Source organism: Xanthomonas sp. (assembly GCF_017163755.1).
Classification (GTDB): Bacteria; Pseudomonadota; Gammaproteobacteria; order Xanthomonadales; family Xanthomonadaceae; genus Xanthomonas_A.
The window spans coordinates 75897-88383 of the sequence record NZ_JAFIWC010000012.1 but is presented as its reverse complement, the minus strand read 5'-3'; the positions used below and the strand labels follow the sequence as shown (position 1 = coordinate 88383).

9 protein-coding genes are annotated in these 12487 nt (G+C 73.1%); 5 read left to right on the top strand and 4 right to left on the bottom strand.

All coding sequences use genetic code 11. From position 1 onward, the window contains the following. The first annotated feature begins 3 nt into the window (after nucleotides 1-3). The 3 genes from JR065_RS09950 (at nucleotide 4) to ntrC (ending at nucleotide 4256) form a co-directional block, all read left to right on the top strand. Complete coding sequence (locus JR065_RS09950; RefSeq protein ID WP_206233945.1) at nucleotides 4-1443, top strand: ammonium transporter; 1440 nt, start codon at nucleotides 4-6, stop codon at nucleotides 1441-1443. A 337-nt stretch (nucleotides 1444-1780) separates the two neighbouring features. Continuing rightward, nucleotides 1781-2836: a two-component system sensor histidine kinase NtrB gene (locus JR065_RS09945; protein WP_206233944.1), complete on the top strand. Its 1056-nt coding sequence runs from the start codon at nucleotides 1781-1783 to the stop codon at nucleotides 2834-2836. After that, complete coding sequence (ntrC, locus tag JR065_RS09940; protein WP_206233943.1) at nucleotides 2829-4256, top strand: nitrogen regulation protein NR(I); 1428 nt, start codon at nucleotides 2829-2831, stop codon at nucleotides 4254-4256. Before JR065_RS09945 ends, ntrC begins: the two co-directional genes overlap by 8 nt. Before the next feature lie 179 nt (nucleotides 4257-4435). On the opposite strand, the gene JR065_RS09935 is transcribed toward ntrC, so the two are convergent. The 4 genes from JR065_RS09935 to JR065_RS09920 form a co-directional block, all read right to left on the bottom strand. Beyond that, complete coding sequence (locus JR065_RS09935; protein WP_206233942.1) at nucleotides 4436-6556, bottom strand: hypothetical protein; 2121 nt, start codon at nucleotides 6554-6556, stop codon at nucleotides 4436-4438. 16 nt (nucleotides 6557-6572) lie between these two features. After that, nucleotides 6573-9338 carry a TonB-dependent siderophore receptor gene (locus tag JR065_RS09930; protein WP_206233941.1) on the bottom strand — a complete coding sequence of 922 codons (2766 nt, stop codon included), beginning with the start codon at nucleotides 9336-9338 and terminating at the stop codon, nucleotides 6573-6575. A gap of 113 nt (nucleotides 9339-9451) precedes the next feature. Beyond that, entirely contained in the window at nucleotides 9452-10411 is a 960-nt protein-coding gene (locus JR065_RS09925) for a FecR family protein (protein ID WP_206233940.1), read from the bottom strand. Next, nucleotides 10408-10938: an RNA polymerase sigma factor gene (locus tag JR065_RS09920; RefSeq protein ID WP_206233938.1), complete on the bottom strand. Its 531-nt coding sequence runs from the start codon at nucleotides 10936-10938 to the stop codon at nucleotides 10408-10410. The genes JR065_RS09925 and JR065_RS09920 overlap by 4 nt, the downstream gene beginning before the upstream one ends. A 158-nt stretch (nucleotides 10939-11096) precedes the next feature. On the opposite strand from JR065_RS09920, the gene JR065_RS09915 reads away from it, so the two are divergent. Both JR065_RS09915 and JR065_RS09910 read left to right on the top strand, forming a co-directional pair. After that, entirely contained in the window at nucleotides 11097-11669 is a 573-nt protein-coding gene (locus tag JR065_RS09915) for a superoxide dismutase family protein (protein ID WP_206233937.1), read from the top strand. A 69-nt stretch (nucleotides 11670-11738) separates the two neighbouring features. After that, a complete protein-coding gene (locus tag JR065_RS09910; protein ID WP_206233936.1) occupies nucleotides 11739-12398 on the top strand; it encodes a superoxide dismutase family protein in 660 nt (219 codons plus the stop codon). The last annotated feature ends 89 nt before the right edge of the window (nucleotides 12399-12487 follow it).

Below are 12487 nucleotides of genomic sequence, written 5' to 3'. Positions count from 1 at the left end.
TTCATGAAGACACGTCTACTGGCCGGGTGGAAGGCCCGGTTCTATGCGGTATGCATGCTGATGGTGATCAGCGCGTTGGCGATGGGCGTGCCGGGCACGGCCTTCGCCCAGGCGGAAGTCACCCCGGTGCCGACACCGGACGTGACCACCGAGCAACTCACCCCGCCGGCCGCCGCCGCGCCCGCCGCGGAGGCGGCGGCCGACGCCGCGCCGACCGTGGACAAGGGCGACGTCGCCTGGATGCTCACCTCCACGCTGCTGGTGCTGCTGATGGTGGTGCCGGGCCTGGCGCTGTTCTACGGCGGCATGGTCCGCGCCAAGAACGTGCTGTCGGTGCTGATCCAGGTCGCGGTGGTGTTCTCGCTGATCGCGGTGCTGTGGGTGGTGTACGGCTACAGCCTGGCGTTCTCCGGCGAAGGCCCGTGGATCGGCAACCTCGACAAGGCCCTGCTCAAGGGCGTGACCGTCGAGACCCTGGCGGCGACCTTCACCAAGGGCGTGAGCCTGCCCGAGTACGTGTTCGTCGGTTTCCAGCTGACCTTCGCCGGCATCACCGGCGCGCTGATCGTCGGCGCGTTCGCCGAACGGGTGAAGTTCGCCGCGGTGCTGCTGTTCTCGGTGATCTGGTTCACCTTCGGCTACCTGCCGCTGGCGCACATGGTCTGGGCCACCGGCGGCTACCTGTTCGACAAGGGCGCGCTGGATTTCGCCGGCGGCACCGTGGTGCACATCAACGCCGGTATCGCCGGCCTGGTCGGCGCCTACTTCGTCGGCAAGCGCACCGGCTTCGGCCGCGAGGCGATCAAGCCGCACAACGTGACCCTGACCTTCGTCGGCGCCTCGCTGCTGTGGGTGGGCTGGTTCGGCTTCAACGCCGGCTCCAACCTGGAAGCCAACGCCGGCGCCGCGCTGGCCTTCCTCAACACGCTGCTGGCCACCGCCGCGGCGGTGCTGGGCTGGTCGCTGACCGAGAAGGTGATCAAGGGCAAGTCCTCGGCGCTGGGCGTGGCCTCGGGCATGGTCGCTGGCCTGGTCGGCATCACCCCGGCCTGCGGCACCGTCGGTCCGTTCGGCGCGATCGCCATCGGCCTGGCCGCCGGCGTGCTGTGCGTGTGGGGCGTCACCGGGCTGAAGAAGCTGCTCGGCGCCGACGACAGCCTGGACGTGTTCGGCGTGCATGGCCTGGGCGGCATCATCGGCGCGATCCTGACCGGCGTGTTCTCCGCCGCGTCGCTGGGCGGGGTCAAGGGCGACGACTACAGCATCGGCCGCCAGGTGCTGATCCAGGCCGAGGGCGTGCTGATCACCCTGGTGTGGATCGGCCTGGTGTCGGTGGTGGGCTTCCTGATCGCCAAGCTGGTGTTCGGCCTGCGCGTACCGGAAGAGGCCGAGCGCGAAGGCCTGGACATCACCTCGCACGGCGAATCCGCGTACGAGTCCTGAGCCGGGTAACGAGTACGACCGGCCCGCGACCTCGGTCGCGGGCCGCTGCGGCAATCCCGCCTGCGGCCGGCATGGGCCGGTCCGGGCGGCCAGAGGCCATCGCCGGCGCTCCATGGGGCGGAACGACGGCAGTTTTCTCAGCGATCGAGGTATTCCGCGTGGCCGCTAGCCTCGCTCTTCCCTTCTCCGTTGCCCGCGGTGCCTGGTGTCCGCCGGCGGCGGTGGCGGCGACCGGCCCCGTCGCGGCGGCGGTCCCCGCTGTCGGCCGGTCCGGGCCGATGCCCCGCGCTGCCAGGCGTTCAGCGCCGTCCGGCGCCCTTTGCACTACATTGGTGCAATGACTGCGATCCCGCTTCCGCCCTCTCTCGACGCCCTTGGCACGCCCGTGGTCTGGGCCGATGCCGGCGGCCGCCTGCTCGGCGCCAATCCCGCGTTCGCGCGCTGGCTGGGCGTCAGCGTGCGGCGCCTGCTCGACCAGCCGCTGGCCTCGCTGGAAGTGCAGGGCGACGCGCTGGCGCGGTTCCTGCTCAACGATGAGCGCGACGTGCTGCGCCTGCACCGCATGGCGCTGGCGGTGCCGGGCGAGACGCCGCGCTTCGCCGAGGGCTGGCTGTCGCGGCTGGACGACGGCGGCTGGCTGCTCGAGGCGCATCCGGTCGACGAATTTCCCACCCTGGATCCGACCCAGGCGCTGCCCAACGCGCTCAGCGCCGCGCTCAAGGGCCTGGCCCACGAGCTGCGCAACCCGCTGGCCGGGCTGAAGGGCGCCGCGCAACTGCTGGCGCGGCGCGCGGTGCACCGCGACGAGGACGAGCGCGAACTGATCGAGCTGATCGGCGCGGAGATCGAGCGCCTGAATACCTTGCTCGACCAGCTGCTGTCGCCGTCCCCGGCGCGCCCGCACGCCATGCTCAACATCCACGCGGTGCTGGAGCGGGTGCTGCGCCTGGCCGAGAACGAGGGCGGCTGGTCGGTGCGGCTGCAGCGCGACTACGACCCGAGCATCCCCGAGTTCCTCGGCGACGCCGACCGCCTGACCCAGGCGGTGTGGAACCTGGTGCGCAACGCGATCCAGGCCGGCGCCGCGCAGGTGACCCTGCGCACCCGGGTCGAGCACGGCCAGCGCATCGGCGACCGCGTGCACGCGCGCGGCCTGCGCCTGGAGATCGTCGACGACGGCCGCGGCGTGCCCGAGGAACTGGCCGAACACCTGTTCCTGCCGCTGGTCAGCGGCCGCGCCGAAGGCAGCGGACTGGGGCTGGCGCTGGCGCAGCAGGTCGCGCGCGAACACGCCGGCGCGCTGAGCTTCCGCTCGCGCCCGGGCCATACCGTTTTCACCCTGCTGTTGCCGCAGGCCGCAGCGGACCCCGAACAGGAGCATTCCGATGGCTGAATCCCGGGAAGGATCGCAACGCATCTGGGTGGTCGACGACGACCGTTCGGTCCGCTTCGTGCTGTCCACCGCGCTGCGCGATGCCGGCTATGCCGTGGACGGCTTCGACAGCGCCGCCTCGGCGCTGCAGGCGCTGGCGCAGCGGCCGTTGCCGGACCTGCTGTTCACCGACGTGCGCATGCCCGGCGACGACGGCCTGGTGCTGCTGGACAAGCTCAAGGCGGCGCATCCGCAGCTGCCGGTGATCGTGATGTCGGCCTATACCGACGTGGCCAGCACCGCCGGCGCGTTCCGCGGCGGCGCGCACGAGTTCCTGTCCAAGCCGTTCGACCTGGACGATGCGGTGGCGCTGGCCGCGCGCGCGCTGCCGGACGCCGGCGCCGACCAGGCCGCGGTCGGCGTGGCGGCGCCCAGCCAGGGCAGCGCCGAGTTGATCGGCGACACCCCGGCGATGCGCGCGCTGTTCCGCGCCATCGGCCGCCTGGCGCAGGCGCCGCTGTCGGTGCTGATCAACGGCGAGACCGGCACCGGCAAGGAACTGGTCGCGCATGCGCTGCACAACGAATCGCCGCGCGCGCGCAAGCCGTTCGTCGCGCTCAACACCGCGGCGATTCCGGCCGAGCTGCTGGAGAGCGAACTGTTCGGCCACGAGGCCGGCGCCTTCACCGGCGCGCAGCGGCGCCACATCGGCCGCTTCGAACAGGCCGACGGCGGCACCCTGTTCCTCGACGAGATCGGCGACATGCCGCTGCCGCTGCAGACCCGGCTGCTGCGCGTGCTGGCCGAGAACGAGTTCTTCCGCGTCGGCGGCCGCGAGCTGATCCGGGTCGACGTGCGGGTGATCGCGGCCACCCACCAGGACCTGGAAGCGCTGGTCGAGCAGGGCCGTTTCCGCGCCGACCTGCTGCATCGGCTGGACGTGGTGCGGCTGCAGTTGCCGCCGCTGCGCGAACGCCGCGCCGACGTGCCGCAGCTGGCCGAGAATTTCCTGGCGATGGCCGCGCGCAAGCTCGACACGCCGCCCAAGCGGCTGTCGCTGGCGGCGCTGGACGCGCTGCGCGGCTACGCCTGGCCGGGCAACGTGCGCGAGCTGGAGAACGTGTGCTGGCGCCTGGCCGCGCTGGCGCCGGCGGAAACCATCGACGCCCACGACGTGGACAGCGCGCTGAGCCGCGGCGCCCGCCGCGAACGCAGCGGCGAGGGCGGCGAGTGGGACGCGCAACTGTCGGCCTGGGCGCAGCAGCGCCTGGCCGACGGCGCCGAGGGTCTGCACGCCGAGGCGCGCGAGCGCTTCGACAAGGCGCTGCTGGAGGTGGCGTTGCGCTTCACCCAGGGCCGCCGCGCCGAAGCCGCCGCGCGCCTGGGCGTGGGCCGCAACACGGTCACGCGCAAGCTCGGGCCGGGACGGCGACGGCGCTGACGCCTGGCTGTAATCGGGACTGGGGACCCGGGACTCGGGACAGCGCGGTTTCCTGTGCGCGGGCAGGTGCAGGCCAGTGCAGGATCCATGCTGCGGCATGGCCTCACACGCCATTGCGGCGATGCGCGCCGCGGATACTCTTTTGCGAGTCCCGAGTCCCGAGTCCCGAGTCCCGATCGCTACGGCGCCGGCGGGCGCAGCGCCAGGAACACCGTGCTCCACAGCTGCGCGGCGTTGGACTCGTCGGCGTCGCCGTGCGCCTGGCCGAACGCGCGCACCGCGTAGCGGCCGTCGGCGTAGGTCCACGACCACAGCTCCGAGGTGCGCACCTCGGGCGCGGCGTCGATCGCCGTCCACAGGCGCTTGCGCGCCGCCAGCAGGCGCGCGCGGGTGGGCGCCGGCAGGTCGTCGCGCTGCAGCTGGCGCTCCAGCCCGGCCGCCAGCACCGCCTGCTGCCACGACCACACCACGGTGCCGTGATAGGCGTCGGCGCCGAACCGGGCCTGCAGCGCCGGCGGCGCGTAGGCGGGATTGGCCACCAGCAGGCCCACGTCGGTCATCAGCCCGGCGGGGAACGGGCGCAGCAACCCGTCCACCAGCCGGTCCAGCGCCGGCGGCGGCGGGTGCAGGAACAGCAGCGAAAAGCCGCCGTCCGAATGCAGCACCGGCACCGGTCGCCCGGCGCCGTCCAGCGCCAGCGCGTCGAAGCGCAGCGGCCCGCGCGGCAGCGCGGCCAAGGCCGGTGCCGGATCCACGCCGGCCGTTTCGGCATAGGCGGCGACCGCGCGCCGCGCCTGGGCCGGCTCGCGCTCCAGCGCGAACAGCGCCGGCGCATGGCGCTGCCAGCGTTCGCCGAATTCGGCCGCGCGCTGCAGCCGGCGCGCCTGCGCCGGCGTCAGGTACGGCCGCAGCAGGTCCTGCGCCTGCAGCCGCGCGACCGCGTCCAGCGCCGCCGGCACGAACACCGCGTTGACGTCGTACGCATAGCGGCCGCCACCGAGGCCGTGCTCGCTGTCGCGCCATTGCCCGGTGGCGCGCCCCGGTCCCAGCGCGATCAGCCGGTCCCAGCGCGGCTGCTCGGCGAAGCCGGCGCTACGCTCCACCACCCACAGCAGGTTGCGCGCCAGCGCGGCGCCGTAGGTCTGCCCGCCGGGCGTGGTCCGGGCCAGGAACGCGGCGCCGCGCGCGCGGCCCTGCTCGCTGTCCAGCAGCCACGCCGCGGCCACCGGCGCCAGCATGAAGTCGTCGTCGACCATGGCGTAGTCGTAGATCGGCGTGGCGTCGCCGGCCCGGCCCTCGGCGCGGTGGCGCAGTACCGCGAACTCGCCGATGTCCTCCTCGTGGGCGACCTCGCCGGCACCGTCCAGCCGCGCCAGCACCGAGCCCAGCCCGGCCTCCACCGCCTCCGGCGCCAGCGCCGGCAGCAGCAGGCGCAGCGACATCAGCGTGTCGCGACCGAAGTAGGTGTCGAACCGCCACGAACCGGCCAGCAGCTTCTCCTCGTAGCTCAGGAACGCCAGGGCCTGGCGGCTGCGCGGATCGCTGCCCGCCTGCGGCGTGAACAGCTGCGCCGAGGTCAGCGGGGTCAGCGGCGCCTCGCCGGTCAGCGCGGTGAAGCGCAGGCGCAGCGGCTTGCCCGCCGCGGCGCGCAGCACGAGCGGCTGGCCCGGGCGCGCATCGATGCGGCCGTCGAGCACCTCCAGCTCCAGCGCATAGCCGGCCTGGCCGTCGAGCCGGTCGCGCGCCCAGCGCAGGCGCTGGCCCTGGTGCGTCGGCGCGGTCGCCACCGCGTCCGGCCGCGTGCCCAGGGCCTGGTAGTCGCGCAGCACGCGGACGCTGCCGAGCACCGCCTCGCGCACCGCCAGCGCCGGCGCGTCGGTGCTGGCCTCCAGTGCGATCCCGCGCAGCGCGCGTCCGCGCGCATCCTCGCGCTGCACGCCACGCAACTCGCCCTGCGCCTGCCACTGCACCGGCGCCCGGGTGGGCTGGAACCACACCCCGGCGCCGCTGTTGCCGGCGGGGAAGGCGGCCAGCAGGCGCGGCTGCGTACCCGCGGTCAGCAACGCGTGCGCGGCGATCCGGCCATGGCGATAGAACAGGTTGTCGTTGCGGCCTTCGCGGATGCGGAAGCGCAGCGTCTCGCCATCGCCATCGCCATCGCCATCGGCGGGTGCGGATGCGGCGGCCTGCGCGCCGGCATCGCGCGCGGCCATCTGCGCCAGCGCCAGGGACGGCAGCCAGCCGCACGCCAGCGCCAGCAGCGCGCCGGCGGGCAGCCGGCGCCAGGAAAACATGCGCATCGCTCGGCTCCTCGGCTCAGAAATCGTAGGTCAGGCTCAGCAGCAGGTTGCGGCCCAGGATCGGCCGCGCGTAGAACGCGCCGGACACGCCGCTGTTCTCGGCGAATCCCGAGCGCGGGTTGCCCTCGGTCAGGCCGACCTCGTCGGTGAGGTTGTCCAGGTTCGCCTGCAGCTGCCATTTCGGCGTGAGCCGGTACATCACCCCCGCGCTCCACACGCCATAGCTGGGCAGCTCCAGCGTATTGGCGATGTCCGAATAGATCTTGTCCACGTAATGGTAGGACACGTAGACCTCGCCGCGACCGTCGGGCAGCAGCAGGCTCGGGGTCACGGTGACGTTCACCGGCGGCGTGCGTTCGGGCTTGTTGCCGTCGAACAGCCGCGCAAAGCCGGTGCCCTGATCGTCGTTGACCTCGATCTCCGAGCGCTGCACCACGCCGGTGGCCTGCAGCTGGAAATACGCGGCCGGCTTCCACAGCACGTCGAACTCCACGCCGTTGGAGACGATGTCCGAGTAGAAGCGCACCTCGGTCGCCGCGCCCGGCGGCAGCCGCGAGAACAGGAAATCCTTGTAGGCGGTGCGGAAGCCGGTCAGCGACGCGGTCAGGCTCTTGTTCTGGTAGCGCAGGCCGACCTCGCCGAAATCGATCTTGACCGGGTCGAAGCGGCCGTTGGCCTGGAAGCCGCGCGCATAGCGCGCGTACAGCGCGAAGTTGTCGTTGAGCAGGTAGGTGCCGCCCAGCGTCGCGGCGGTCTCGGTGAAGCCGCTGTCGTAGCGGGTGTAGCGGCCGGTGAACGCGCCGCCGCCGAACTGCGCCAGGTAGTTGTTGGCGATGATGTCGTCCACGTCGTTGCCGTTCGCGTCGAACGCGCCTTCGACCGGCTGCATCGGCAGCGAGATGCCCTCGTAGAAGTCGATGTCGTAGTGCTCCACGCGCACGCCGCCGTCGATGCGCAGCCGCTCGGTGGCCTGGAACTCGTCGTTGAGGTACAGCGACAGCGAGTCGGCCTTGTAGCGGTTGTTGCTGTCGCCCCAGTTGCTGTAGTTGAGCAGCCCGTCCTCGGTGAGCGCGCCGACCACGTTGCCGGCGGCGTCCAGGGCGACGATGTCCATGCGGTCCGGGCGGTTGCGCACCTCGCTGACGAAGGTCGAGGCGCCGATGTTGGAATCGCGCACCCGGCTGTGGAAATACAGCAGCCCGGCGGTGAAGCTGTTGCGCTCGTCCTGCCAGGTCAGGCTGGCGTCGTTGACGAACTCCTCCACGTCGCGGCGGTTGTTGCCGGTGATGCTGTGGGTGACCAGGCCGTTGCCGTTGAGCGCGTTGAGCGCGTCGGCGCCGGCGATCACCTCGCCGTTGTTGACCCGGCGCAGGCCGGCCTGCACCGCGCCCTGCGCGGCGAAGCGGTCCAGCAGCACGCCGATGTCGCCGAAGTTGGCGCGGTCCAGGCGGTAGGTGGCCGGCACCAGCGAGGCGTTGTCGGAACTGAACACCGAATTGAAGTCGCTTTCGAAGTCGGTGTAGCGGCCCTTGGAACGGAACGTCAGCCCGTCGTGGATGTCGTATTCGAAGTGGTAGCCGGGCGCGAACGCGGTGACGTGCACGCCGTCGCGCAGGTCGTGCCGCTGCCAGCTGCTGCCCGACGCCGGCGCGGTGCGCACCCGCATCACCACGTTGTCGCCGCTGAGCATGGTGCCGGTGTTGGCGTCCAGGCCGGGCACGCCGCGCGGGTCGCCGGCGTCCTGCAGCGGGATCGGCAACTGGAAGGTGTTGTGGTCGTCGACCAGCTTGAGGCTGAAGCCGAACTCGCCGCGCTCGAACATGCGCCCGATCGTGGCGCGCACGATGCCGCCGTGGTCGCCGGTGAAGCCCGGGTCGCGCACCCCGTCGGACTCGCGGTAGAAGCCGCCGACGCTGTAGTGCCAGTCCTGGTTGATCGGCCCGCCCTGCCACAGGTCGATGCGACGCGTGCCGAAGTCCGAGGTGGTCAGGCGCAGCGTGCCTTCCGGCTCGGCGCCGGGCTTGCGGGTGAGGAAGTTGACCGTGGCGCCGGCGCCGTTGACGGTGAGGATGCCGGAGGTGCCGCCGCGCACCGCCTCCATCCGGTCGATGCCGAGCTCCTGCTTGAGGATCGTGTCGGCCAGCGCGTTGGTGTAGAACACCGGCAGTCCGTCCTCGGACAGCTGCACGAACTGCTGGCTGCCGCCGGGCATGCCGCGCACCGAGAAGTTGTTGGAGATCTCGCCGCCGGACGCCTCCACGAACATGCCCGGGATCATCTCCAGCGCCTGCGCGGTGCTGCGCGGCGCCTTGCGCTCCAGCGCCTTGCGGTCGGCCACGGTGATCGCCGAGGACGACTCCAGCACGGTGCGGTGCGCGGCGGTGGTGCCGGTGACGACCACCGCGTCCAGGGTCTGCGCGCCGGCGTCGGACGCCGCCGCCGGCGCCTCGATCACCAGCACGTGATGGCCGGTCGCGCGCACGCTCAGCCCGCTGCCGGACAACAGCAGGCGCAGTCCTTCCTCGGCCTCGTAGCTGCCGCTGAGCGCCGCGCTGCGCTTGCCGGCGACCACCGCGCGGTCGTACACCAGCTGCTGGTTGGAGGCGCGTCCGAACGCGACCAGCGCGCTGGCCAGGTCCTGCGCCGGAATGTCGAAAGCGATGCGCGCGGCGGCCGGCGGCGGCGCGGTCTGCGCCCATGCCGGGGCGGACAGCGCCAGGGTCAGGCCGAGCTGCAGGCAGGCGCGCACGGCGGCGGGGAGCAAACGGACGGGCAGTGGCATGACGGGCTCTCTCCTCATGGCAGGCACGGCAGCACGGGTGCGCCACCGCTCTCGCCAGAAGACAACGCACGAGCGCGGCAAACCCACACCTGCGGCGCCGCGGGCGCGGCGGGTCAGCGCGGCTCGAGCACCACCGCGTCGCCGCGCGGCCGCGAGCGCAGCGGCAGCACCGCGGTCACCCCGGAGACGAAGGCGGCGCTGTCGCCGGCCCTGAACATGCCGCTGACCCGCAGCGGCCGCGCGGCGGCGGCCTCGCTCAGCTCCAGCGGGACCGGGCTGTAGCGGTTCACCCGCGCCACCGCCGCGGCCAGCGGCTCGTCGTCGAACAGCAGCAGCCCGCTGCGCCAGGCCTGGTCCTGCGCCGGATCGACGCGGACGATGCGCGCGCGGCCGGCGTCGCCGGCGGGCGAGGTCCAGGCCTGGCCGGCGGCCAGCGGCTGCGGCGCGGGCGCCTGCCGCGCCACGCTGCGGCCGCCGGCCTGGACCTCCACGCTGCCTTCGTACAGCGCCACCCGGACCTGCGTGCCGACCCGCTCGACGCTGAACACGGTGCCGGTGGCGACCACCCGGCTGTCGCCGGCCTCGACCACGAACGGGCGCTCGCGCTGCCTGGCCACGGTGAACGCGGCGCGGCCGCGGCGCAGCCGCAGCTCGCGCAGCCGGCTGCGGTAATGCACCTCCACTTGGCTGTCGGCATCCAGCGCGATCCGCGAGCCGTCGTCCAGCACCACCTCGCGCTGTTCGGCCAGGCCGGTGCGGTAGACGTCGGGCGCCAGCATCCACCATGCGCCGAACGCGGCCAGCGCCACGCTGGCCGCGACCGCCCAGGCCAGCGGACGCGGCGCGCGCCGCGCATCGGCACGCGCCGCGGCGCGCAGCGCCTGCACGCGCGGGTGCTGCGCCGCCGCGCCGGTCAGCGCCCAGGCGCGGCGCGCGCGCTGCAGCAGGCGCGCGTGTTCGGGATCGGCCTGCAGCCACGCGTCCAGCGCCTGCCGCTGCGCGGACGACGGTTCGCCCGTGGCCAGCAGCAGGCACCAGCGCGCGGCGGCCTGGGCGGCCGATTCGCCGCTCATGGCGCCTGCTCCATCAATTCCGCCAGCTCGGTCATCGCCCGCAGCAGGTGCTTCTGCACCGCGCTGACCGAAATGCCGTAGCACCGCGCGATCTGCGCCTGGCTCATGTTCTCCAGGCGGAACTGCAGGAAGATCGCCCGGGTGCGCGGCGCCAGCTTCTCCAGCGCATCGGCGACTTCGCCCAGCGCCTGGCGCCCGGCCAGCACCCGCGGCGGGTCCAGCGTCTCCACGCCGCGCTCGGCCGGCGCATGCTGCCGGTGCAGCGCGCGCACCTTCTCGCGGCGCGCGCGGTCGCGCAGCAGGTTGGCGGCGCTGCGGAACAGGTAGCCGTCGTCGCACACCGCGCCCGGGGACGCGGCGAGGTTGGCGAACAGCTGGTGGGTCAGGTCCTCGGCCTCGCTGGGATCGGCGACGCGGCGGCGGAAGAACGACATCAGCGCCGGCCGGCAGCGCTGGTACAGCGCGGTCAGCGACCCGCCCGGCCATGCGTTCGCCACCAGCGGGGGACGTAGTTTGCGGGTGGTCATGGCGCCCGGACTATAGGCGCAGCGCCGACGCGAGGCTTGACACATCGCAGCAAACGGCCGCGTCCGGCCGTGCGGTTAGACTGCGGCCCTGGCGCGCGCACCTTCATGGGGCTTGCACGGCCATCTCTCTAGGTTCTGCCCGATTCAAGGAGGCATCGATGCGTTACAGGCTGTATTCGACGATGGCAAGCGCGCTGCTGCTGGCCGCCTGCAGCAGCACGCCACCGGCGCCGCCCGCGCCGCCCGCCGCGCCGGCACCGGCGCCGGTGAGCACCGCGCAACAGGCGCAGGCGGTACTGGCGTCGGCGTCGGGCAGCCTGGTCAGCGGCAAGGTGCTGCTGGTGCCGGCCGGCGACGGCGTGCGCATCACCGGTACCCTCGGCGGCCTGCCGCGCAACCGCGCGTTCGCCTTCCACGTGCACGAGCGCGGCGACTGCAGCGCCGCCGACGCCAGCAGCGCCGGCGGCCATTTCAACCCGCTCGGTACGCCGCACGGGCGCGCCGGCCATGGCCCGCACCATGCCGGCGACATGGACAACCTCAACGCCAATGCCGAGGGCGTGGCCCAGGTGGACCTGGTGCTCCACGGCGTGGTGCTCGGCGGCGGCGCGGCGACCGACATCGCCGGGCGCGCGCTGGTCGTGCACGCCGACCCGGACGACTACCGCAGCCAGCCGGCCGGCAATGCCGGCGCGCGCGTGGCCTGCGGCGTGATCCGCGTGCTCCGCTAACCGAACATCCGCCGGGCCGGTCCCGGCATGTCCGTCGCATCCCGCGGCCCCCAGCAAGGAGAACCTCCCATGCGTATTCTGCCCACCGCCCTGTTCCTGGCCACGACCCTCGCCCTGGGCGCGTGCAAACGCGAAGAGCCCGCCGCCGACGCCCCGGCGAGCGCGGCGCAGCCGCCTGCCGCCGCGCCCGCCGCCGAACCGGCGCCGGCCACCCCGCCCGCGGCCCAGGCGGCGGCCAGCGCCACCGCCGCGTTGAGCCCGACCCAGGGCAACCAGGTCGCCGGCGAAGTCAGCTTCAACGTGGTCAACGGCGCCGTGCACGTCGCCGGCACCGTCACCGGGCTCAAGCCCAACAGCGAGCACGGCTTCCACATCCACGAGTTCGGCGACTGCAGCGCGCCCGACGGCAGCAGCGCCGGCGGCCACTTCAACCCGGCCAAGGCCGACCACGGCCAGGTCGGCGCCGATCCGCACCACGGCGGCGACATGCCCAACCTGAAGGCCGACGCCGAGGGCAAGGCCACGATCGACGCGCCGGTGTCCAACAACGTCAACATCGGCAAGGGCGACGGCTTCGACATCCTCAACCACGCGGTGATCGTCCACGCCGATCCGGACGACTACAAGACCCAGCCCACCGGCAACGCCGGCGGCCGCCTGGCCTGCGGCGTGATCAAGGGCAATGCCAGCGCTGCGACGCCGGCACCTGCGGGCGCTGCGGCACAGTAGGCGAGCGGCGGCAGCCGCTCCAATAGCGGACGGGCGCGCGCTGGCGCCCGTCCGCTATCGCAGTTAAAAACCGGCCGGTCCCTTTGTGC